Origin of the sequence: Pseudomonas sp. (genome assembly GCF_050739935.1) — a bacterium.
Classification (GTDB): Bacteria; Pseudomonadota; Gammaproteobacteria; order Pseudomonadales; family Pseudomonadaceae; genus Aquipseudomonas.
The window spans coordinates 22945-46782 of the sequence record NZ_JBOICF010000052.1 but is presented as its reverse complement, the minus strand read 5'-3'; the positions used below and the strand labels follow the sequence as shown (position 1 = coordinate 46782).

The 23838-nt window shown below is 59.3% G+C and carries 18 protein-coding genes; 11 read left to right on the top strand and 7 right to left on the bottom strand.

From position 1 onward, the window contains the following. Positions 1 to 6: 6 nt before the first annotated feature. Positions 7 to 552, top strand: coding sequence for an MgtC/SapB family protein (locus tag ACRER8_RS09070; RefSeq protein WP_431745991.1), 546 nt, complete (start codon positions 7 to 9; stop codon positions 550 to 552). A 49-nt stretch (positions 553 to 601) separates the two neighbouring features. Here the strand turns inward: ACRER8_RS09070 and ACRER8_RS09065 are convergent, their stop codons facing one another. After that, a complete protein-coding gene (locus ACRER8_RS09065; RefSeq protein ID WP_431745990.1) occupies positions 602 to 778 on the bottom strand; it encodes a hypothetical protein in 177 nt (58 codons plus the stop codon). Positions 779 to 1107: 329 nt separating this feature from the next. On the opposite strand from ACRER8_RS09065, the gene ACRER8_RS09060 reads away from it, so the two are divergent. The 5 genes from ACRER8_RS09060 to ACRER8_RS09040 all read left to right on the top strand — a co-directional run bounded on the left by ACRER8_RS09060 (position 1108) and on the right by ACRER8_RS09040 (position 11479). After that, on the top strand, positions 1108 to 3144 hold the full coding sequence (locus ACRER8_RS09060; protein WP_431745989.1) for an alpha-1,4-glucan--maltose-1-phosphate maltosyltransferase: 2037 nt from the start codon (positions 1108 to 1110) through the stop codon (positions 3142 to 3144). Positions 3145 to 3160: 16 nt separating this feature from the next. After that, positions 3161 to 6481 (top strand): maltose alpha-D-glucosyltransferase, encoded by a 3321-nt coding sequence (treS, locus tag ACRER8_RS09055; protein WP_431745988.1) that lies wholly within the window; start codon positions 3161 to 3163, stop codon positions 6479 to 6481. Between the two features lie 2 nt (positions 6482 to 6483). Continuing rightward, a complete protein-coding gene (gene glgB / locus ACRER8_RS09050; protein ID WP_431745987.1) occupies positions 6484 to 8727 on the top strand; it encodes a 1,4-alpha-glucan branching protein GlgB in 2244 nt (747 codons plus the stop codon). A 427-nt stretch (positions 8728 to 9154) separates the two neighbouring features. Further along, on the top strand, positions 9155 to 9835 hold the full coding sequence (locus ACRER8_RS09045; RefSeq protein ID WP_431745986.1) for a TIGR04211 family SH3 domain-containing protein: 681 nt from the start codon (positions 9155 to 9157) through the stop codon (positions 9833 to 9835). Positions 9836 to 10135: 300 nt separating this feature from the next. After that, on the top strand, positions 10136 to 11479 hold the full coding sequence (locus ACRER8_RS09040; protein WP_431745985.1) for an MFS transporter: 1344 nt from the start codon (positions 10136 to 10138) through the stop codon (positions 11477 to 11479). Here ACRER8_RS09040 and ACRER8_RS09035 read toward each other — a convergent pair. After that, positions 11446 to 12660, bottom strand: a complete 1215-nt coding sequence (locus ACRER8_RS09035; protein WP_431745984.1) for an MFS transporter — start codon at positions 12658 to 12660, stop codon at positions 11446 to 11448. The genes ACRER8_RS09040 and ACRER8_RS09035 overlap by 34 nt on opposite strands. 428 nt (positions 12661 to 13088) lie before the next feature. Here ACRER8_RS09035 and ggt point away from each other — a divergent pair, with 428 nt between their 5' ends. After that, entirely contained in the window at positions 13089 to 14816 is a 1728-nt protein-coding gene (ggt, locus tag ACRER8_RS09030; protein ID WP_431745983.1) for a gamma-glutamyltransferase, read from the top strand. Positions 14817 to 14853: 37 nt separating this feature from the next. On the opposite strand, the gene ACRER8_RS09025 is transcribed toward ggt, so the two are convergent. Continuing rightward, positions 14854 to 16002 carry a MalY/PatB family protein gene (locus ACRER8_RS09025; protein ID WP_431745982.1) on the bottom strand — a complete coding sequence of 383 codons (1149 nt, stop codon included), beginning with the start codon at positions 16000 to 16002 and terminating at the stop codon, positions 14854 to 14856. Between the two features lie 191 nt (positions 16003 to 16193). On the opposite strand from ACRER8_RS09025, the gene ACRER8_RS09020 reads away from it, so the two are divergent. Together ACRER8_RS09020 and ACRER8_RS09015 are read left to right on the top strand one after the other, a co-directional pair. Further along, positions 16194 to 16811, top strand: coding sequence for a hypothetical protein (locus ACRER8_RS09020; protein ID WP_431745981.1), 618 nt, complete (start codon positions 16194 to 16196; stop codon positions 16809 to 16811). Beyond that, positions 16804 to 17517 carry a hypothetical protein gene (locus tag ACRER8_RS09015; RefSeq protein WP_431745980.1) on the top strand — a complete coding sequence of 238 codons (714 nt, stop codon included), beginning with the start codon at positions 16804 to 16806 and terminating at the stop codon, positions 17515 to 17517. Before ACRER8_RS09020 ends, ACRER8_RS09015 begins: the two co-directional genes overlap by 8 nt. Before the next feature lie 58 nt (positions 17518 to 17575). Here ACRER8_RS09015 and ACRER8_RS09010 read toward each other — a convergent pair whose 3' ends face one another. Next, a complete protein-coding gene (locus tag ACRER8_RS09010) occupies positions 17576 to 18733 on the bottom strand; it encodes an aminotransferase class V-fold PLP-dependent enzyme (protein WP_431745979.1) in 1158 nt (385 codons plus the stop codon). A gap of 206 nt (positions 18734 to 18939) precedes the next feature. Between ACRER8_RS09010 and ACRER8_RS09005 the strand changes: the two genes are divergently transcribed. After that, on the top strand, positions 18940 to 19401 hold the full coding sequence (locus ACRER8_RS09005; RefSeq protein WP_431745978.1) for an Lrp/AsnC family transcriptional regulator: 462 nt from the start codon (positions 18940 to 18942) through the stop codon (positions 19399 to 19401). 407 nt (positions 19402 to 19808) lie between these two features. Here the strand turns inward: ACRER8_RS09005 and pcsA are convergent, their stop codons facing one another. Then, the gene (gene pcsA, locus ACRER8_RS09000) at positions 19809 to 20528 is read right to left on the bottom strand and encodes a phosphatidylcholine synthase (RefSeq protein WP_431745977.1); all 720 of its coding nucleotides are present in this window, start codon (positions 20526 to 20528) and stop codon (positions 19809 to 19811) included. A gap of 296 nt (positions 20529 to 20824) precedes the next feature. Here pcsA and ACRER8_RS08995 point away from each other — a divergent pair, with 296 nt between their 5' ends. Continuing rightward, positions 20825 to 21154, top strand: a complete 330-nt coding sequence (locus ACRER8_RS08995; RefSeq protein WP_431745976.1) for a hypothetical protein — start codon at positions 20825 to 20827, stop codon at positions 21152 to 21154. A 90-nt stretch (positions 21155 to 21244) separates the two neighbouring features. Here the strand turns inward: ACRER8_RS08995 and ACRER8_RS08990 are convergent, their stop codons facing one another. Together ACRER8_RS08990 and ACRER8_RS08985 are read right to left on the bottom strand one after the other, a co-directional pair. Further along, entirely contained in the window at positions 21245 to 23239 is a 1995-nt protein-coding gene (locus tag ACRER8_RS08990) for a peptidase U32 family protein (protein WP_431745975.1), read from the bottom strand. 204 nt (positions 23240 to 23443) lie between these two features. Beyond that, positions 23444 to 23824, bottom strand: coding sequence for a RidA family protein (locus tag ACRER8_RS08985; protein WP_431745974.1), 381 nt, complete (start codon positions 23822 to 23824; stop codon positions 23444 to 23446). Positions 23825 to 23838: the final 14 nt, after the last annotated feature.

The following is a 23838-nucleotide window of genomic DNA, read 5'->3' as shown; positions in this document are numbered from 1 at the left end:
ACCCTGATGAACGCCTGGTGGCAAGAAGTCGTCGAAACGCTGCGTTCGGAGTTCTCGGACATCACCGATGCGACGCAACTCACCCGAGTTACCGTGCGCCTGGTGATCGCGGCCCTGCTGGGCGGCATCCTCGGTTTCGAGCGCGAGCACAAAGGCAAGGCCGCTGGCGTGCGCACGCACATGCTGGTGTGTATGGGGGCTGCGCTGTTCGTGCTGGTGCCACGTCTGGCCGGGGCTGATGACGCGGCAGTGAGCCGTGTAGTGCAGGGCATCGTCGCCGGCATTGGCTTTCTTGGCGCGGGCACCATCCTCAAGGGCGAGAAACTCGACACCCATCAAGTCAAGGGCCTGACCACGGCAGCAGGTTTATGGATGACCGCCGCCATCGGGATTGCGGCGGGAATGGGACGAGAGGCGACGGCGGTGCTGAGTACAGTCCTGGCCCTGGCGATCTTCAGCCTGGTGCCGATAATTGTCGAACGCGTGGATCCCGCGCGGAACAAGGAAAACGATCCAGCACGCAAGACCGGGGGGGATTCGCACCAACCCTGAGCACGCGTCCATGTGCTCATGGGTGGTTTGTTGCTGTATCAGGTTCAAGCTACTCCGGAAAATCCTCAGCCAAAACCTCAGGCGGTTCCTCACTGGGAGGATCGCCCTTGGGCGGTTCGACTACCGGCGGCATGGTCGGAGGCGGAGGCTCTTCCGGTTTGGGCACGGGCAGTTCCGGGTCATCGATGTTCGGATCGGGCGTTTCTGCAGGAACGGGAATGGTCATTGCTACACCTTCCTTCAGCGCAGGTTGCAAGAGGCAGTAGTGCCGGTTTTCAACGCGCTCGCAGCCTTCGACATCGTGTCCGTTTGAATGATTCAGCGCTTTTTTTGCGGCGGTTTGCGGCGATGCGGTGAAGCTGGCAGAGAATCGATTTTCGCATCGCAAGCTCTTTGAACTTTTCCCCGAAACTGGCGTTCGGAACCTATGCGGCCAATCGCGGGCAGCGGCTGTCTCGACAGCCCCGGGCCGCTGCTTATGGATGAACGTCGACCCAACGGACTATTACGGATTTGCTACAAGGAGCGTCCCTGGGGCGTGAGGAGTGATGCTCGATGAATGTGACTGCTGATCAGCCATACGGCCCGGATTCCCTGGCCACAGATGTTCCGCACCCGACCCAGCCTTTATCACTGACCCAGGCCTTGCAACTGCCGCGGATTGTCATCGAAGACACTTCGCCTGTAATCGAGTCCGGGCAGCTTGCGGCCAAGGGCATCATTGGCCAGCCGGTAACGGTTACCAGCAAGGTGTTCGCCGACGGCCATGACAAAATGTCCGTGCGCATTTGCTATCGCGCGGCCGACGAGCAGGATTGGCATCAGACGCCCATGCGTGAGCTGGGCAACGATAGCTGGATCGGTGAATTCACCCCGACCTCGGTGAGCCGCTACCTGTTTCGCCTTGAGGCCTGGATAGATCAGTTCGCCAGCTACCGTTATGAGCTTGAGAAGAAATACGCAGCCGGCGTTTCCATCGATCTGGAGCTGGAGGAAGGGCGTCTGCATCTGCAGCATGCCGCCGAGCGCAGCCAGCATGAGTTACGTGGACAACTCGACAGCCTGTTGCAGCGCTTTGGCGAAAATATCGAGCACGAAGCTCAGGTGGCGTTGCTGCTGCACAGTGAAACGGCGGCGATCATGGCCAAAGCCGATAATCACGCCTTCCTCAGCCGCAGCCTTGAGTTTCCGCTGGACGTCGAGCGCGAGCTTGCCCAGTTTGCCAGCTGGTATGAGCTGTTCCCGCGTTCGATCACCGACGACAAGAGCCGCCACGGCACATTCAACGATGTCCACAGCCGCTTGCCGATGATTCGCGACATGGGCTTCGACGTTCTGTACTTCCCGCCCATTCACCCCATCGGCCGCGCCCACCGCAAAGGCCCGAACAATTCGCTGACGGCAGGTCCCGACGATCCGGGCAGCCCTTACGCCATTGGCAGCGCCGATGGCGGTCATGATGCGATTCACCCGCAACTCGGCACCCGTGAGGGTTTCCGTAATCTGGTCAAGGCCGCTGCCGAGCACGGTCTGGAAATCGCCCTGGACTTCGCGATCCAGTGTTCTCAGGACCATCTGTGGCTCAAGGAGCATCCGGGCTGGTTCTCCTGGCGTCCGGACGGCACCATCCGTTACGCGGAAAACCCGCCGAAGAAATACCAGGACATCGTCAACGTCGACTTCTACGCGCCGGATGCCATTCCGAGCCTGTGGCTGGCACTGCGCGATGTGGTGCTGGGTTGGGTCGAGGAGGGTGTGAAGATTTTCCGCGTCGATAACCCGCACACCAAGCCGCTGCCATTCTGGCAATGGATGATCGCCGACATCCGCGCGCAGCACCCGGATGTGATGTTTCTGGCGGAAGCTTTCACCAAACCGGCGATGATGGCGCGTCTGGGCAAGGTCGGTTATTCCCAGAGCTACACCTATTTCACCTGGCGCAACACCAAGGCTGAACTGAGCGAGTATTTCACCCAGCTCAATGAGTCGCCGTGGCGCGAATGCTACCGGCCAAACTTCTTCGTCAACACGCCGGACATCAACCCCTACTTCCTCCACGACTCGGGCCGTCCGGGCTTTCTGATTCGCGCGGCGCTGGCGACCATGGGTTCCGGTTTGTGGGGCATGTATTCGGGCTTCGAACTCTGTGAGTCGGCACCTGTGCCGGGCAAAGAAGAATATCTGGACTCGGAGAAATACGAGATCCGGCCTCGGGATTACACCGCACCGGGCAACATCATTGCCGAGATTGCCCAACTCAACCGCATCCGCCGTCAGAACCCGGCGCTGCAGACGCACTTGGGCCTGCGCATCTACACTGCCTGGAACGACAATATCCTGTATTTCGGCAAGCGCAGCGCCGACGGTAGCAACTTCGTCTTGGTGGCGATCAGCCTAGATCCGCGTAACGCTCAGGAGGCGCATTTCGAATTGCCGCTCTGGGAGATGGGCCTGCCTGACGATGCCGCGACGCTGGGCGAGGACTTGATGACCGGTCACAGCTGGACCTGGTACGGCAAGACGCAGTTCATGCGCATCGAGCCTTCCTATCAGCCGTTCGGCATCTGGCGCATAAAAGCCACAAACCAATAATTCAAAGGAAGTGGTCATGGCGAAGAAACCCCGGAACGCTGCCTTTATCGAAGACCCGCTCTGGTACAAGGACGCGGTGATTTACCAGGTTCATGTGAAGTCGTATTTCGATTCCAACAACGACGGAATCGGTGATTTTCCCGGCCTGATCGCCAAGCTCGATTACATTGCCGAGCTGGGCGTCAATACCATCTGGTTGCTGCCGTTCTATCCTTCGCCACGTCGCGACGATGGCTACGACATTTCGGACTATCGCGGGATTCATAGCGATTACGGCAATATGTCCGATGCCAAGAAATTCATCGCCGAAGCGCACAAGCGCGGGTTGCGGGTGATTACCGAGCTGGTCATCAACCACACCTCCGACCAGCATCCCTGGTTCCAGCGCGCACGCCATGCGAAGAAAGGCTCAAGGGCCCGCGATTTCTACGTGTGGTCCGATGACGATCAGAAATACGACGGTACACGGATCATCTTTCTCGACACCGAGAAATCCAACTGGACCTGGGACCCGGTGGCCGGTCAATACTTCTGGCACCGTTTCTATTCGCACCAGCCGGACCTCAATTTCGATAACCCGCAGGTGATGAAGGCGGTACTCGAAGTCATGCGCTACTGGCTTGACATGGGCATCGACGGCCTGCGCCTGGATGCGATTCCGTACCTGATCGAGCGCGACGGCACCAACAACGAGAACCTGCAAGAGACACACAATGTGCTCAAGCAGATTCGGGCCGAGATCGACGCCAATTACCCCGACCGCATGTTGCTGGCCGAAGCCAATCAGTGGCCGGAGGATACCCAGCTGTATTTCGGCGATCGCAAGGGTAAGGACGGCGACGAATGCCATATGGCATTTCACTTCCCGCTGATGCCGCGGATGTACATGGCGGTGGCGCAGGAAGACCGTTTCCCGATCACCGACATCCTGCGCCAGACTCCGGAAATCCCGGAGAACTGCCAGTGGGCGATTTTCCTGCGCAACCACGATGAGTTGACCCTGGAGATGGTCACTGACCGTGAGCGCGACTATTTGTGGAACTACTACGCCTCTGACCGCCGCGCGCGGATTAACCTGGGTATCCGCCGCCGTCTGGCTCCGTTGTTGGAACGCGACCGCCGCCGAGTAGAACTCCTCAACAGCATGCTGTTGTCCATGCCAGGTACACCGACCCTGTATTACGGTGACGAAATCGGCATGGGCGACAACATTTATCTCGGCGACCGTGACGGTGTGCGCACGCCGATGCAATGGTCCATCGACCGCAACGGCGGTTTTTCCAGAGCCAACCCGGCAAGCCTGGTGCTGCCGCCGATCATGGACCCGCTGTACGGCTATCAATCGGTGAACGTCGAAGCGCAGGACCACGACCCGCATTCGCTGCTGAACTGGACCCGGCGCATGCTCGCCGTGCGCAAGCAGCAGAAGGCGTTCGGTCGCGGCACGCTGAAGATGCTATCGCCGAGCAACCGCCGGATTCTGGCCTACACCCGCGAATACACCGGGCCTGACGGCAAGAGCGAAATCATTCTGTGCGTCGCCAACGTTTCCGCCGCTTCTCAGGCGGCTGAACTGGAGCTGTCGCCGTACGCCGGCACTGTGCCGGTGGAAATGCTTGGCGGCAGTGCCTTCCCACCTATTGGCCAGCTCAATTACCTGCTGACGTTGCCGCCTTATGGCTTCTACTGGTTCCTGCTGGCTGCGGAGAATCAAATGCCCAGTTGGCACGTTGAACCGGCGCAGAGCCTGCCGGATTTCCCAACCCTTGTCCTTAAACAGCGGCTGGAAGAATTGCTCGACGAACCGCTGCGTCAGACCATGGAACAGAGTTCCCTGGCCGCGTACTTGCCCAAACGCCGCTGGTTTGCCGGCAAGGGCAAGGCGCTGGACAAGGTGCACATTGCCTATGCGGTGCGCTTCGGCACCACCGTACGCCCCGTTTTGTTGAGCGAAATCGAGGTCACGTCAGGTGACGAAGTGGTGCGCTATCAGCTGCCGTTCGGCCTGTTGCCCGAGGACGACATCAGCAGCGCATTGCCACAACAACTGGCGCTTGCGCGCGTTCGGCGGGGACGTCAGGTCGGATTGATCACCGATGCCTTCACACTGGAGCCATTCATTCGCGCAGTGATCAAGGGCATGCACGAGGAGATCGTCCTGCCGACCAATGACGGCGAGCTGCGCTTTCAGCAAAGTTCGAAACTCGCACCGCTGGGCCTGAACGATGAGTCCGAGGTGCGCTACCTGTCCGCCGAGCAGTCCAACAGCTCGGTGGTCGTCGGTAAGGCGCTGGTGCTGAAGATGATTCGCCGGGTCGCTGCGGGCACTCACCCCGAACTCGAAATGGGCGCTTACCTGACTGAAGCGGGCTATCAACATATTTCACCGCTGCTGGGTGCAGTGGTACGGGTCGACAGCGATGGCGAGAGCAATCTGCTCATGATCGCCCAAGGGTATCTGAGCAATCAGGGTGACGCGTGGGAATGGACGCAGAACAACCTCGAGCGTGCCGTGCGCGATGAGATGGCCCATGGTCAGTCCACGCTTGAGCAACACGCCAACGCGTTGCTGGAACTCAAGGATTTTGCCGGGTTGCTGGGCCAGCGCCTGGGCGAAATGCATGTGGTACTCAGCGCGCCCACTGACAACCCGGACTTCAAGACTGAGGTTACGAGCGTCAAGGACAGCCAGGCATCGGCGAAAAGCGTGGCGGCGCAGGTGGAACGGGCGCTCGACTTGCTGGCACAACATCGCGACACCCTGGAACCGGCCGATCAGCAACTGGTCAGTGAACTGCTGGGCAAACGCAAACCGTTGCTGGCCCAGGTGCAAACCCTGGCCAAACAGTCGGTCGGCGGCCTGCGCATGCGAGTGCACGGTGATCTGCACCTGGGGCAGATGCTGGTGGTCAAAGGCGACGCGTATCTGATCGACTTCGAGGGTGAACCGGCGCGTCCGTTGCAGGAACGTCGGGCCAAATACAGCCCGTTCAAAGATGTCAGCGGCGTGTTGCGATCTTTCGACTACGCTGCCGCCATGGCCGTACGCAATGCCCAGAGCGCCGACACCTCGGCCCAGGCTGAGGCGGCGCGCAAACATGTTGCTGAAACGTATTTGAAACAGGCGCGGCAAGCGTTCCTCGATGGCTACAAGGCGGCCACCGTCGATGTTGCCCACGCCTGGAAAGATGCCAAGGGGGAGGCCGCTGCGTTGGCGTTGTTCACCTTGGAAAAAGCCGCTTATGAAGTGGCCTACGAGGCCGAGAATCGGCCGACCTGGTTGTCGGTTCCGCTTCAAGGCTTGCGCGGGCTGCTGGACTTGTCTGATGGAGAATGAAAATGAGTGCGTCTGACCAATTCGGCAAAGGCAACCATCAGTTGTTGCCTGGTGCCGGCGATATGGACGCGTTGATCCGCGCCGAGCATCGTGATCCGTTCTCCATGCTCGGCCCCCACAGCGATGGCCAGGATGGCCAGGTGATCCGCGCCTATTTGCCTAATGCGCTCGGCGTGCGCGTGCTGTCTCGCGACGGCGAGCGCGATTTGGGCGAGTTGAGCATGACCGACAAGCCCGGATTTTTTGCCGGGCACTTCCCCGTGCGTGAACCTTATCTGCTGAAGATCCAATGGGCGACCAGCGAGCAAATCACCGAAGACCCATACAGCTTCGGGCAGTTGCTCGGGGAGATGGACCTTTATCTGTTCGCCGAAGGCAATCATCGCGATTTGAGTGCGGCCCTCGGTGCGCAGGTGAAGAACGTGGATGGCGTCGATGGCGTGCGCTTCTCGGTCTGGGCACCGAATGCCCGCCGGGTGTCGGTGGTCGGCGACTTCAACAGCTGGGACGGTCGCCGCCACCCGATGCGTGTGCGTTATCCGTCCGGGGTGTGGGAGATCTTCATTCCGCGCCTGGCGCCGGGTGAGGCATACAAATACGAAATTCTCGGCCAGCACGGCATCTTGCCGCTGAAGGCCGATCCGGTGGCCTTGGCCACTCAATTGCCGCCGGACACTGCATCGAAAGTCGCCAAGCCGCTGAGCTTCGAGTGGCAGGATAACGACTGGATGCAGTCGCGCGGCGACAAGCAAGACATCCACAAGCCGCTGTCGATCTACGAGCTGCACGCCGGGTCCTGGCAAAAAAACTCATACCTCAATGACGATGGGGAAGAGGTCTGGAATCTCTACAGCTGGCATGAACTGGCCGAGCGGCTGATCCCGTACATCAAGGAGCTCGGTTTTACTCACATTGAGTTGATGCCGATCATGGAGCATCCGTTTGGTGGCTCCTGGGGTTATCAGTTGTTGTCTCAATTCGCACCCAGCGCGCGATATGGCACGCCTGAAGATTTCGCAGCCTTCGTCGATGCCTGTCACCGCGCCGACATCGGTGTGATCCTCGACTGGGTACCCGCGCATTTCCCCACCGATACTCATGGGCTGGCGCAGTTCGACGGCACCGCACTGTACGAATACGGTAATCCGCAGGAAGGTTTTCACCAGGACTGGGACACGCTGATCTACAACCTGGGTCGTACCGAGGTCCATGGTTTCATGATTGCCTCGGGCCTGCACTGGCTGAAGAATTTCCACATCGACGGATTGCGCGTGGATGCCGTGGCTTCGATGCTGTACCGCGATTACTCGCGCAAAGCCGGGGAGTGGGTGCCAAACCGTTACGGCGGACGCGAAAACCTGGAAGCCATCGACTTCCTGCGTCACCTCAACGATGTGGTGGCGCTGGAGGCGCCGGGGGCACTGGTGATCGCCGAGGAATCAACCTCCTGGCCGGGCGTTACGCAGCCGGCCCAGCAGGGTGGCCTTGGCTTTTCGTACAAATGGAACATGGGCTGGATGAACGACACCCTGCACTATATCGAGCAGGATCCGATCCACCGTCAGCATCACCATAACGAGCTGAGTTTCGGGTTGGTCTATGCGTGGTCCGAGCGCTTCATCCTTCCGGTATCACACGATGAAGTGGTGCACGGCAAACATTCGCTGATCGACAAGATGCCGGGAGACCGTTGGCAGAAATTCGCGAACCTGCGGGCATACCTGACGTTTATGTGGACCCATCCGGGCAAGAAATTGTTGTTCATGGGCTGCGAGTTCGGGCAGTGGCGCGAGTGGAATCATGACCAGCAGCTGGACTGGTATTTGCTGCAGTATTCCGAGCATATCGGTGTTAAAACGCTGGTAAGCGACCTGAACCGATTGTATCGCTCGGAAAAAGCGCTGTACGAACAGGATTGCCAGCCGCAGGGCTTCCAGTGGGTGATTGGTGATGATGCCGGTAACAGCGTGTATGCCTATTTGCGCTGGAGCAAGGAGGGCGAGCCGCTGCTGGTGGTCGCCAACCTGACACCGGTGCCGCGTCAAGGGTATCGCGTTGGCGTGCCATTCAGTGGCAAGTGGGCCGAGGTGCTCAATTCAGACGCGGAAATTTATGCCGGCTCCAATTTTGGCAATGGTGGCGGCGTTGTAGCCGAGGACATCAAGAGCCATGGTCAGCCGGTATCCCTGTCGCTGAATCTGCCGCCTTTGGCGGTGGTAGTTCTCAAACCGTTGGCAAGTCAATAGATCCGACGCCGGCCCGCTGAATCCGGGTCGGCCGTAGATCGTTCCACGACGCGAAATCTGCGGGAGACGTCGGGAGTTACGACAGCAGCTACAGCGGTGGGCATTCACCATAGTTGGTGTCTGACCCGCCGCACTTTCCCGCAAACCATCTCCCTGGATCATCCTCCCGCCACATCCCTTCACCAGACGAACGTCACCCTCCTGTAGTGAACCTGACACCATTTGAACTGTCTGTTGACCACTGCGCGCGTGGTGCGCCGGGGCACGAGGCCCGGGTGTGTTCAGGCTTCCGGCTTGTTGCAGGCCGCGCCCGCTATTGCCTTTCCCAGTAGTTGCAGCGCGTTGCTTATCGCTGCCGACCAGGCTTTTGTCCATCGCATGCGGCCCGTCCATCCGGCCTTTCTTTTTATCTTGTCGAAGATTCCTCATGTCTCTATCTCGCCCAGTTTCAGTTTCCACTTCTCATTTCTCCCTGCTGCCGGGCGCCCGACGCCATTTGCTCAGTGCCGGCCTGCTGGGAACCTTGTTTGCCGTTGGTGTAGTGAGTCAGGCCCAGGCCGAAGGCAAGGATCGTTGGGTCAGTGACACCTTGAGTACTTATGTACGCAGTGGCCCGACTGATGGCTATCGCATCGTCGGTACCCTCAAATCCGGTCAGAAAGTCGAATTGCTTAACACTCAGGGTGATTACAGCCAGGTGCGTGGCAACTCCGGGGACACGGTGTGGATTCCGTCCAACGACCTGCAGGATGTGCCGGGCCAGACCGAGCGCCTGCCGCAGTTGACACAGCAGGTGGCCGACCTCAGCGGGCAACTGAAAACCATCGACGACGACTGGAAAACCAAGGTCCAGGGCATGCAGGAAACCCTCGACTCGCGCAAGAAGCTGGTGGACGAACTGGAAGCTCGCACCAAAGATCTCAATGCGCAGCTGAGCGATGCCCAGTCGGAGTTGCGTGCAACCCAGGCCAAGTTGGGTGACGAGAACAATCAGGTATTGATGCGCTACATGGTCTATGGCGGCAGCATCGCCGGCGCGGGCTTGCTGCTGGGCCTGATCCTCCCGGCGCTGACCCGTGGGCGCAAGCGCAATGACCGGTGGTTTTGATCTCCGATCAGCACCCTTCAGTATCCAGTCAAGGGCTATGGCTGGCGCATTTCCTGTGGGAGCGAATTCATTCGCGAAAAATGGGCCAGGCACTGAGATGTATCGCGCCTGCTGAAGCCTCGCGAATGAATTCATTCCCACAGGGGACCGTGTTTCAGCCTGGAGCCTAAGGTGAACCGGTAAACACTGGAATCCGATAACCACACGCTATCAAAGATTGAAGATTTGTCATTGGGCTTTATCGCAGGTCTGGTCTAGTTTCGGCTGGCATTCAGATCCATACCTCCGATAGGCACAACAATGACAATAAAATCTGATCCGGCCGCTACTGCGGCTATCGAAAGCGCCGTGCGCAAATGTCGCTGGAAGCTGCTGCCGTTTCTGGCCTTGATGTTTGCCCTGGCCATGATCGACCGCTCCAACGTCGGCTTCGCCAAGGCTGCATTGCAGGCCGATGTGGGGTTAAGCAATGCGGCGTTCGCGCTGGGCGCTGGAATCTTTTTCATCGGCTACGCCATCTTCGAAGTCCCGAGCAACCTGATGCTGCATCGGGTGGGCGCGCGCGTGTGGCTGAGTCGGATCATGATCACTTGGGGCCTGGTCTCGGCCGCGATGATGTTCACCCACAGCGAAACCAGCTTTTACGTGCTGCGGTTTTTGCTGGGCGTTGCCGAAGCGGGCTTTTCGCCGGGTGTCATTCTCTATCTCACGTACTGGTTTCCGGCCCGTCGCCGTGGTCAGGCCATCGGCATCTATTACTTCGGGCTGCCGTTCGCATTGATGCTGGGCAGCCCGCTGTCTGGGTGGTTGCTGGACATGCACGGCGTCTTCGAGCTCACCAACTGGCAGTGGATGTTCCTGGTCGAAGGTCTGGCCGCGGTAATCGTCGGCATCGTCGCGCTGTTCTACCTCAAGAGCAAACCCCAGGACGCCAGTTGGCTCAGTGCTGAGGAGAAGGCCGCGCTAAGCGCCGAACTGCTGGCAGAAGATCAGCAGAAACTCGATCACGGCCCCGGCGACCTATTGAGCATGGTGCGCAATCTGCGGGTCGTGAAATTCGTCCTGATCTATTTCAGCGTGCAGGTCAGCGTGTATGGCGTGATCTTCTACCTGCCAACGCGTATCGCGGAACTGCTCGGCACCACGGTCGGATTGAAGGTCGGCATGCTGACCTCGATTCCGTGGCTGTGTGCGGCGGTGGTGATGTTCTTCGTGACGCGCTATGCCGACCGCCGCGCCCGACATCTAACCATGGCGATGTGCATGTTGGGGATGGCGGCACTGGGAATCGCCGCATCGACGTTGCTCGCCAGTCTGCCGCTGGTGTTGCTGTCGTTCTGCTTTGCCGCCGCAGGCTTCGTGACCGTCCAGCCACTGTTCTGGACTCTGCCGACCGGCTATCTGGGCGGCGTTGCTGCTGCAGGCGGGATCGCCCTGATCGGTTCGCTGGGCAACATCGGAGGTTTTGTCGCGCCAATGCTCAAGGCCAATATGGAAGTCTGGGTGGCAGACCCGCGTGCGGGCATGCTCTCACTGTCGGCGGCCGGGGTGGTCGGCGTGATTCTGCTGTGGACTTTGCGCACGGGTAAACCGACACGGCCGATACACGCTCAGACGGCGCCGGCCAGCTTGGCGGCGCGCTGATAGCGAAACCACACCAGCGCTGCCCACAGTCCTGAGGCAGCGCCAATCCCCATGGCCCAGCGCGGGCCGAACAGGTCGGCAACCCAGCCCACGATCGGGGCGCCGACCGGCGTTCCGCCCAGCGTCGTCGCCAGCAGAATCGCCATGACCCGACCACGCATCAGTGGATCGGTCGACAGCTGCACCATGCTGTTGGCCGAGGTGGTGAAGGTCTGCGCACTGATCCCCAAGACGAACAGCAGCAGGCCGAACAGCCAGAAGTTGGTCATCATCGCCGCCAGCAGAAAACACGCGCCGAATAGTGCGCAGGCCCGGAACAACAGCTTGGACGTCGGACGAGCGCGGCGGGCGGAGAGCAGGGCGCCGGTCACCGAGCCAACGGCCATCAGCGAGGTCAGCAGACCATAATGCGTGGAGTCCGCGTTGAACACGGTCACTGCCATGGTCGAGATGTAAATCGGAAAGTTCAGGCCAAAGGTGCCAACCAGAAACAGCATCAACATGATGGCTTTGAGGTCGGGCCGTCCCCAGACATAGCGAAACCCTTCCGCCAGCCGCCCACGAGCCCGCGCAGGGCGCTCGCGCATGTGCAGCTCAGCGCGGCGCAGGCTGCACAGCGAGCCGATCATCAAGGCGAAGGTCAGTACGTTGACCAGGAACACCCAGCCGTTGCCCACCAGCGGAATCAACAATCCAGAAACCGCCGGGCCGATCATCCTCGCCGCATTGAACGACAGCGAGTTGAGCGCCACGGCGTTGCTCAGGTGGGCTTCATCCACCAGATCGGAAACGAAGGTCTGGCGCGCCGGGCCGTCAATCGCTGCAACGCAGCCCGAGACCAGTGCAAAGAAGTACACGTGCCACAGCTGCACATGGCCGGTGACCGTCAACAGACCCAGGCCCAGCGCCGACGCGGCAAACGCCAATTGCGTGCCGATCAGCAGCTTGCGGCGATCGAAATGGTCCGCCGCGAAACCGCTGACCGGCAGCAGCAACAGCATCGGCCCGAACTGCAAGGCCATGACAATGCCGAGTGCCGTGGCGTTCTGATGGGTGAGCTGGGTGAGCACCAGCCAGTCCTGGGCAGTACGCTGCATCCAGGTGCCGATGTTGGAAACGATCCCGCCGATGGACCAGATGCGGAAGTTGTACACGGCCAGCGAACGAAAGGTTCTGGCCATCAGAGCAGGGGTGCTGCACAGAGGGGGATTTTCACCAGGCAGGCCTTGTGGGTCTGTCGATGACGTCCAATACCCGCGCGCCGTGGCAGTCATCGACGATATTTTTGTGTTGGCGCGCAGGCCCAAGGTTACGCGTATACCCGCATTAGGTGAAAGGTCTGTGAACTGGCGATGGTACGGACGTGCCAGTAAAACCGGCTGTTTCGATGAAATAACCTGTGATTGGCACTAGGTAAGTTATGCGGTAGGCGCTATTTTGGTGCGGCAGGTCGGTTCCCTCGTGGGCCGCGCTGCGGCTATCCAGCGTGCTCCAACAAATGTGCATCTACAGTTGCAAGGATGCCGGGCGATTCACGAGAGGGTACTCCCCATCGAGGTTCGTCCCGCCAATGCTGTTCCACATTCAAAAGAATAAAGAGAGTCGACCCATGAAGTATGAACCCTTGGCCAAGTCGCTGATCGCGACGGCGCTCACCCTCGTTTTTGCTTCCTCCTACGCAGCCTCTGTCGCGCCCGTTGCTGCTGAAAACGGCATGGTTGTCACCGCGCAGCATCTGGCCACACACGTGGGCGTGGATGTTCTGAAATCCGGCGGCAACGCAGTAGATGCCGCCGTTGCCGTGGGCTATGCGTTGGCGGTGGTTTACCCGGCTGCGGGAAACCTTGGCGGTGGTGGTTTCATGACTATTCAGCTGGCCGACGGGCGCAAGACCTTCCTCGACTTCCGCGAAAAAGCCCCCCAGGCCGCTACCGCCAACATGTACCTGGACAAGGACGGCAACGTCGTTCCCGACCTGAGTTCCAAGGGCCATCTGGCCGTTGGCGTACCCGGTACCGTTTCCGGAATGGAAATGGCGCTGAGCAAATACGGCACCCGCAAACGCGCAGAAGTCATTGCCCCGGCGATCAAGCTGGCCGAGAACGGTTTCGCGCTGGAGCAGGGCGATGTCGATCTGCTGCACACCGCTACTGACGAGTTCAAGGCCGATCCGAAGGACCTGGGCGCGATCTTCCTGAACAAGGGTCAGCCGCTGCAGGTCGGCGACACGCTGGTGCAAAAGGATCTGGCGAAGACCCTCAAGGAAATCTCCGCGAAGGGCACCGACGGTTTCTATAAAGGCTGGGTCGCCAAGTCCATCGTCGATTCCAGCCAGGCTGGCAAAGGCATCATCGTCCAGGCCGATCTGGATAAATACAAGACCCGAGAACTGGCACCTGTCGAGTGTGACTACCGCGGCTACCACGTGGTCTCGGCGCCGCCTCCAAGCTCGGGCGGCGTGGTGATCTGCGAAATCATGAACATCCTCGAAGGCTATCCGATGCAGGAGTTGGGCTATCACTCGGCCCAGGGCCTGCATTATCAGATCGAGGCCATGCGTCACGCTTACGTCGACCGCAACAGCTATCTGGGCGACCCGGATTTCGTGAAGAATCCGATCGATCATCTGCTCGATCGGGACTACGCCGCTAAACTGCGCGCCGCCATCGAACCGCAGAAAGCGGGCGTCTCGCAAGAGATCAAACCCGGTGTCGCGCCACACGAAGGCAATAACACCACGCACTACTCGATCGTCGACAAGTGGGGTAACGCGGTCTCCGTCACCTACACGCTCAACGACTGGTTTGGTGCCGGGGTGATGGCGAGCAAGACCGGGGTGATCCTCAACGATGAAATGGACGACTTCACCTCCAAGCTCGGCGTACCGAACATGTATGGCCTGATCCAGGGCGAAGCCAACGCCATTGCACCGGGCAAGACGCCGCTGTCTTCGATGAGCCCGACCATCGTCACCAAGGATGGCAAGGCCGTCATGGTGGTGGGTACGCCGGGCGGTAGCCGGATCATCACGGCGACGCTGCTGACCATGCTCAATGTCATCGATTACGGCATGAACATTCAGGAAGCGGTCGACGCCCCGCGTTTCCACCAGCAGTGGATGCCCGAAACCACCAACCTTGAGAACTTCGCAGTGAGCCCTGACACGCAGAAGATCCTCGAAAGCTGGGGGCATAAGTTCGCCGAACCGCAGGACGCCAACCACCTGGCTGCCATTCTGGTCGGCGCGCCTTCGCTGGGTGGCAAACCGGTGGGCAATAACCGGTTCTACGGTGCCAACGACCCACGTCGCAATACCGGCCTGTCGCTGGGTTATTGAGTCGTGAAGGGCGAGCGGGGCAACATCGTCTGCCCCGCTAGCGCTGGAGCAGACTGCGCTCCATACGCGCCAGCGCTTCTTCGAGCATCGGCCGCGGGCAACCGAAATTCAGGCGCACGAACTGGCCGCAGTCATCGCCGAACTCCAGGCCCTCGCTGAGCGCAACTTTGGCTTCGGTAAGAAAGAATCGCTGCGGGTGCTCGATATCCAGCGCGGTGCAATCCAGCCAGGCAAGATACGTGCTCTGCGGCAGGTTCATGCGGATGCCGGGAAAGCGAGTCTTGATGGCGTGGGCCAGGTAGTCGCGATTGTCCTGCAGATAGGCATTCACCAGCGCCAGCCACGATGCGCCCTCGCTATACGCTGCTTGCGTTGCCTCAAGCCCCAGGACATTGACGCTGTCGACCAGCCCCAGACGCCCGGCATTGAAGCGCTCGCGCAGTTCAGCGTTCTGCACCACGGCGAACGCGGTCTTCATCCCGGCGATATTCCAGGCCTTGCTGGCGGACATCAGGGTTACGCATCGCGCAGCGATCTCGGGACTGAGGGATGCGATGGGCGTGTGACGGCGACCATCGAACAGAATGTCGGCATGAATCTCGTCGGAAACGATCAGCACATCGTGCTGCACGCAGGCTTCACCGATAGCGCGCAACTCTTCACGCTCGAAGACCTTACCCAGAGGATTGTGCGGATTACTCAGCAGCAGAGAACGGACGCTGAGCAGCGCGCTTTGCAGCGCGGCGATATCGGTGGGGTACTCGCCATTGGCGTCGGCGTGAAACGGCAAGTCAACCCGAGGCAGCTTCCAGTTCGCCGGAGCGGCCAACAACGGCAAGTAGTTGGGGGTCTGCACCAGTACGCCACTGCCATTGGGTACCAGGCTGTTCAAGGCCATGTTGACACCCGGCTCGACACCGGGCAGGAACACCAGGTCTTCGGGAAGGATGTGCCAGTCGTAGTGACTCGCCAGATGCCTCACCAACGTCTGCCGCAAGGTCTTTTGAGCCACCGAATAGCCAAGTAGTGGATGTTCCAGACGGTTCTTCAGCGCTTGCACGATTGGTTCCGCCACCGGGAAATCCATGTCCGCCACCCACATTGGCAACACGTCTTCCGGGTACTGGCTCCACTTCTTGCTGCCGGTGTCCAGGCGCTGACAAACGCTGTTCAGGTCCATGCTCATGATTGTCTCGAAAAAGCTCTCGAAAAAAGCGATGGGCGATTGTGCCAGAGACGGGGGTGGAAGATCACGGCGTTCGCATGCGAAGAAAGTAACCTCTAGAGGTTACATTTTAAAAAGTAACCTTTTTAGGTTACTTATGTCGCCCATGGCTTATAGTGCAACCGTAATCGCTCGGGATTGAGGAAGTTTTCATGAGCATCAAAGCTGTTTTGACCGGTGACCTTATGCATTCGCAAAAGGTTTCCGACACCCAGGCATTTCTAGACGGCCTCAAGGATGTGCTGAGCGCATTGAAGAAACGTTATGGATTGAGCACGGAGACCTATCGCGGTGATGGCTTCCAAGTGGTGCTCCAGCATGCACCTCAAGTCTTCGAGTGCGCGCTGGCTATCCGCGCTGGTCTTATCGCCGCAAGTCCGGAAGGTGAGCGCTGGGATGCCCGCATCGCGATCGGCATCGGTCCTTCTGCTGCTGGCCGGGATTACGGAAAGGCTTTTGTCCTGTCCGGGCAAGGGCTGGATGGCATGAAAAAGCTCAGTTTGGCCGTGTTCAGCCACGATGCATCGTTTATGCGCTGTACAGAGCTGGTGACCGAGTTCGTCGCCGCCATTGTGGACAAGTGGACCGTGGTCGAAGCTCAGGCTTACTACGCGCACCTTCAGGGCGTAGGTGATCAGCAGAGCATTGCCGAAAATCTCGGCAAGTCACGGGTCGCGATCAATAAAGCGTTGCAGAGAGGGCAGGCACGCTTGCTGGACCGCTATCTGGCGAGTACCAAAAAGTGGGTGATGGAGTTGAGTGATGCGTGACGCTTCGAGCGTGCTACTGATGATGATCCTGGCCAATATGCTGCTGAACTATGGGCATTCCATATGGCGCGAAGACATAGCGCGGGGTGTAGCGGGCCGAACGGTCGTGATGGCAATCGCAAATGGCCTTGCAACCGGTGCGCTGCTGTATGCGTTTGAGCGCTCTGTTCCGGTTGCTGTCAGCGCCGCGCTGCTCTTTGCGGCTGCATGGGCGCTCATCCTGTGGCTGGTTGGCAAATGGGACTCACGCTTTGCCTTTGCGCTGAGATTTTTCCTGCAGGTGGTCGCTTTGACCACGATCTGGCTCAGCGCGGAAGGCTATTGGGTGTGGGCGTGGGAGTCAGTCAAGACGCTTGTAAGGTCGCATAACCTGCTGGTGTTGCTCGCCTACATCCTGATGCTGCGTCCTTCATCCGTCTTGATTGGGGCTGTGCTGACGCCCTGGCTCGAAAGCGTCAATAGTGAAGGCTCGCTTAAACGGGCTGGTACGTTGATTGGGTATCTGGAAAGGACGCTGATCCTGACTTTCGTTCTAATGGAGCAATGGGGGGCGATCGGTTTTCTGCTCACCGCCAAAAGCATCCTGCGCTTCAATGACATCAAGGGGGCCGAGCAACGCTCCCTTAGTGAATACGTATTGTTGGGCACTCTGGTGAGTTTTACCGTCAGCATCGCCGTGGGCTTGGCGGTAATCAAACTGGGCTGAAAGTAACCTTTAGGGGTTACTTTCGCCCATGTAACCTCTGAAGGTTACTTTCCAGCGATCACCAGAACGTGGCCGACTGGCTGCTGAGCCGTGCTGCGATGACAGAAATGGCTTTCTTCACATCCGCCGCCTGGGTGTAGCGACCCAGACTCAGGCGCAAACTGCTACTGGCCTGGGCCTGGGTCAACCCCAGCGCGAGCAGAACGTGAGAGGCGCCGCTGCTGGCCGAATTGCAGGCGGATGTCGAGGAGACCGCCAGTTCGCTGGACAGGCTCATGGCGCTGAAGCCTGCCTTGTCGACGCAGATGTTCAGCGTATGCGGAACGCGCTGTTGCGCATCGCCGTTAAGGCTGACCCCAGGCAATTGCAACAGGCCGTCAAGCAGTTGAGCAGACAGCGTGCCGATGCGCTGCACTTCTTCCTGCATCTGCGCAGCGGCCAGCGCATAGGCAGCGCCCATGCCGACAATCTGATGGGTCGCCAGTGTGCCAGAGCGAAAGCCTTGCTCATGACCGCCGCCATGAATCTGCGCCTGGAGCATCGGCCGTGCACGTTCGCCCACGTAGAGCGCGCCGATGCCTTTGGGGCCGTAGAGTTTGTGCGCGGAAAAAGACATCAAGTCCACTGGAAGCGCTTTGAGATCTATGGCTACTTTGCCGGCCCCTTGGGCCGCATCGACGTGGAAGAAAGCGCCGTGCTCGCGAACCGCCGTGCCAATGGCCTCGATGTCAGTGAGCGTGCCCAGTTCGTTATTGACCAGCATCAGCGACACCAGCAGCGTGTCGTCTCGCAGCGCCTGAAGTACAGCCTCCGGCTGGATCAGGCCATTGCAGTCGGGCTCAAGCCAGGTAACCGGGAAACCCGCTTGTTCCAGTTGGCGCACGGTGTCGATCACCGCCTTGTGCTCAATGCGGCTGGTGATCAGGTGACGGCGCGCCCCTTGGGCACTTTGGGCAATACCTTTGATAGCCAGGTTATTGGACTCGGTGGCACCGGAAGTCCAGATTAGTGAGTCTGCCGAGCTGCCGACCAATTCGGCGACCTGCCGCCGGGCCAGTTCTACTGCCTGACGCGCCAGATTGCCATACGCGTGGGAGTTGGATGCCGGGTTGCCGAAGGTGCCTTCACGGCCAAGGCAGGTAACCATTGCCTGGATGACACGGTCATCGACAGGGGTGGTAGCCGCGTAGTCGAAGTAACAAGGAAGTGTGCTCATGGGAAGAAATCCGCGCTGTCCGTAATGCAGAAAATACTACTAGCGCGAGGGTGCAAAAAAATTGATTACTGAACGCTATTTTTCTTTTGCATTAGATTATTTTTCTACCTTGCCCGCCATCTAAAGAATATCTTTTCGCGTCCGGTCACTATTGGCTTATCTTTATCGCCATCAGTCATATCCTTCCATTCTCCACGGCACGGCACATGGACAAATTCGATCAGGCAATTCTGGATATCCTGCAAACCGACTGCACGCGGCCCATCGCCGAAATCGCCGACAGCATCGGCCTCGGTAGCACTGCCTGTTGGCGCCGGGTTCAGAAGCTGGAAGAGCGAGGCATGATCCGCGGTCGCGTTGCGCTACTCGATCCGGCCCTATTGAACGTTGCAGTGACGGTGTTCGCGGCGATCCGTACCAATCAGCACAATGCCCAATGGCTGGTCCGTTTTCACGACCTCATCGCGACGCTGCCTGAAGTGGTGGAGTGTTATCGCATGGCCGGGGATACGGATTACATGTTACGTATTGTCGTACCGGATATCGCAGGGTACGACGCCGTTTACAAGAAGCTGATTCAGCTGTCCGGGATTACCGACATCAGTTCGAGTTTTGCCATGGAGCAAATCAAATCCACCACGCAATTGCCTTTGGGGTATACGCAATGAGCGGAGTCGTGAAGCAAACCTGAGCCAGACGCTGCGATCGGTGGCAGCGAATCGTGCAAGAAGCCACAGCCAGCCGCCTTTCATCGATCTCAAGGGCTCAACGTTGGCGAGCTGGGCGTTATTCTGCGGGTATGAAGCCTGTGGTCGCATCGTCATTGCGACTGGTGGGGGTCACGCCCAGGGATATGGGCTGCAACCGGTGTTCAGCGACGGGCGTCAGCGCTGGATTTATCGGTGGGCGTATCTAGCGGGTGGGCCGTAAGTTAAAGCGTGGGATGCGCTCCCACAGGCCATCTTGGTTTGCTTTGCTTCTGCCCGAAGGCTTGTAGGGCAGCTTGTTGACGATCTGCCGGGGAGCGGGAGCAGGATCAGGCACCTCGCTCCTATACGCTCCGGGCAGAGGCCTGTTAGTAGCGCGCCTTGTCAATCCACTCCAGCGACGTGCGCCAGATGCAGATGCCCAGAAAATAAGCCGACATCACCAACCACACGCTCAACACCCACGAGCCGTTATACGGATGGTTGATCACCAGCAGAAAACTGCACAGAAACCAGACACTGGTAACCGCAATATTGATCGGCATGAAGCGGCGGACACGAAATGGATGGAGGAACTTCATACGGGTGACGGTCAACAGGGCCAGACAGATCACCGTAATGAAGGTGAGCCAGGGCGCAGGTGACAGGATGTAAACGCACAGCGCGACCACGTTCCAGGCCGCCGGGAAGCCCTGAAAGTAGTTGTCCTTGCTTTTCATCTCGGTGTTGCAAAAGCAGAACAGCGACGACACCAGAATGATGGAGATGGTCAGCAGCAAGGTGTAGTCAGGCAGCGGGATGTAGCGATAGATGAACAGTGCAGGGATGAATACGTAGGTCAGGTAATCGATCACCAGGTCCAGAACCGAACCGTCAAAATGCGGCAGGACCGACTGCACGTTGACCTTGCGCGCCAGCGAACCGTCCAGACCGTCCACGATCAGGGCAATCCCCAGCCACAACAGGCAGGCCTTTGGCTGATTGTCGAACAGGGCGATGGTCGCGAGGAAAGCGAGGACGACGCCGGTGGCCGTGAAGCCATGGGCACCCCATGCTTTGAGCCAGGCGATGCGTTGAATTGGAATCATGGACGGTCCTTCTGAAAATAAAGCTGACCAGATCGACTCACCATAGGGGCAATCGCGGACCTGGCCAGAGGTGCAACTATCGACCGGTTATCGGTCGATAAGGTTCACCTGTCACCCCTACACGGTAGCAGGCGGCGCAGGCTTTCGTTACTCAATTGTCATTCTGCTCGCATCGTTTGCCTGCGCGATACCTGTCACCGGTCGGCCGCCGGCTGAAGGAGGCACTTTGCTGGCCCCCAGTCGATTGTAATCCCGGCAGAATCTGCGCTCTATCAAGCAGTTAGCCAAGGATTTGCATGCGGATTATCAAGTTTGCTCTGGCGTTTTGTGTTCTGACAGGCCTTACGACATCGGCGTTTGCAAGGGATCTTAGCAAGAACGAACGCGACCTTTGCACGTGGGGCGCGGGAATTGCCAGTACCGCGCAGCAATACAAACTTTCGGGGCTGACGTTGTACGGAGCCCGAAAAAAGCTGCAGGCCCGACACTTTCCCCAGCAGTGGATGCGTATGAGCGCACTGGGTATCACCGAGCAGACATATGACAGCCCGTCGCGATTGCGGCCCGAGAGCGTCAGGCAGGTCTATTACGAAGGCTGCGCCCGGCATGAACTCGCTCGGCGGTGACCGCGGCCAGAGCGGACAGAGAGGGACTGCCGCTGGCCAACCAACATCACAAACCATCAAGCGCGCCACTACGGCGCGCCCGATATTGGCTCAATGTGGCGCGCGGGGGATGGTTTTCAGCAGGTCGGCTGGGCTGATATGGCCGACCACCGGCACGCTGCCAGGCTGCGGCAGGTTGAGGATGTGGCCTTTCATCTTGCCGATGATATGCATCTCGCAAGGCTTGCAGTCGAATTTCAGGGTCAACACTTCGTCGCCGTGAATCAGCTGCATTGGGGCAACCTTGGTGCGTACGCCAGTGACGCCTTTGGCCTGTTTTGGGCACAGGTTGAAGGAGAACCGCAGGCAGTGCTTGGTGATCATCACCGGCACTTCGCCCGCTTCCTCGTGGGCTTCATACGCTGCGTCGATCAGTTTGACGCCGTGGCGGTGGTAGAAATCGCGGGCCTTCTGGTTGTAGACGTTGGCCAGGAAGGACAGATGCGAATCCGGGTACACCGGCGGCGGGCTGGTCTCGGCCTTGCGACCACCACGTGGATGCGCAGCGACACGGGCGGCAGTCAGGGTTTCGATGACTTCGCGGCGCAACGCTTTGAGCTGCGAGTTCGGGATGAAAAACGCCTGCGGTGCGTCCAGTTTCACGTCGGTGGCGTGGTACTGGGTGGTGCCGAGTTGACAGAGCAGATCGCGCAACTGTTCCAGTGCTTGCTCGGGTTTGTTGGCTACACCGAATGGGCCTTCCAGCACGACACTGGCGCTGATGCCTTCTTCGCTCGTCGCGATTAGCTCCAGACGCTCTTCACGCAAGCGAGCCAGCCACGACAGGCCAACGCGGCGCTCGGCCGAAGTCTTCTGCAAGGCCTGCTGCCAGTTGTGATCGAGGTTGCGATTGAGCGGGTGGTTCGGCCGAACCTTATGCAGATCGGCTGGCATCTCGTTGGGTTCGACACGATAGCGATAGCGCTTCTCACCGTCTTCTTCGAACTCGCCCTTGGGTTCGGCGATGTTGGCGCGGAAACCCACTACTTCGCGCTTGATCTGCACATTGAGTCCGTCGCCGTTGGTCAATGGATCATGGGTGACGACCTGCAGATCACGTTTGCCGACCTTTTCCACGATGCCCACTGGCAGGCCGGTGAAGGTCGGGGTGTCGAACGCGCCAATGTCGATCTTGCGATCGGTGACGAAATAGTCGGTGCTGCCCCGGTGAAAGGTCTTTTCCGGGTCGGGCAGGAAGAAATGCGCAGTGCGGCCGCTCGAGGCGCGTGCCAGGTCCGGGCGGTCTTCGAGCACATCATCCAGACGCTGGCGATAGTAGGCCGTGATGTTCTTCACGTAGCCCATATCCTTGTAGCGGCCCTCGATCTTGAACGAGCGCACACCGGCTTCGACCAGGGCGCGGATGTTGGCGCTCTGGTTGTTGTCTTTCATCGACAGCAGGTGTTTTTCGAATGCCACGACGCGACCCTGATCGTCTTTCAAGGTGTACGGCAAACGGCAAGCCTGGGAGCAGTCGCCACGGTTGGCGCTGCGCCCGGTCTGGGCGTGGGAAATGTTGCACTGCCCGGAGAAGGCCACACACAGTGCGCCATGAATGAAGAACTCAATGGCCGCATCGGTTTCGTCGGCGATGGCCCGAATCTCTTGCAGGTTCAGCTCGCGGGCCAATACCAGTTGCGAGAAGCCGGCCTGATCGAGGAACTTGGCTCGCTCCAGCGTACGAATGTCGGTCTGGGTGCTGGCGTGCAGCTCGATCGGCGGAATATCCAGTTCCATCACGCCCAGGTCCTGGACGATCAACGCGTCGACACCCGCATCGTACAGCTGGTGGATGAGCGTGCGCGCCGGCTCCAGCTCGTTGTCGTGGAGGATGGTGTTGATCGTGGTGAACACCCGCGCGTGATAACGGTGAGCGAACTCCACCAGTTCGGCGATATCGCTTACCTCGTTGCTGGCGTTATGACGCGCGCCAAAGCTTGGGCCGCCAATGTAGATGGCGTCAGCGCCATGCAAAATGGCCTCGCGAGCGATGGATACATCGCGGGCGGGGCTGAGCAATTCCAGGTGATGCTTGGGTAGGGACATGTTTTTTTAGTCGGATCGTCACGGTCAAGGCGCGCATTGTAGCGGCGAAACGTGCGAGCGACATCCATGGGCTGCTCGATGGCCGAAAACACGCCGCGATGCTACTGCAGGAGCCGGCCTGCTGGCGAAAGCGGTCGCTCAGGCACCTTTGATGGGGCTGATCGGACTTCGCCAGCAAGCCGGCTCCTGCAGGTCGCGTTTACATCAGCCCTTGGCAGCCATCGCGGTGACTTCCACGCGCATGCCTTCGACACCCAGTGCAGCGACACCGACTGCTGCGCGTACCGGCCAGGGTTTGGCGAAGAAGCGCTTGTACACCTCGTTGAAAGCGGCGCGGTCAGCCATGTCAGTCAGGTAGATGGTCAAATGCATGACTCGATCCATGGAACTGCCCGCGCGTTCCAGTGCGACCTTGAGCGCTTGCAGGGTGCATTCGCTTTGCTCGGTAATGCCGCCAAGCTCAAGGCTGCCGTCTGCGCGAGTCGGGACCTGGGTGGACACCATGATGCCGCCAAAGCTGGCGACATCGGAGGAAATGGAGTCTGCATCAGGGTCTGGGAGGAATGTTAGGTCTTGGCTGGACATGAAAATCTCTGTTC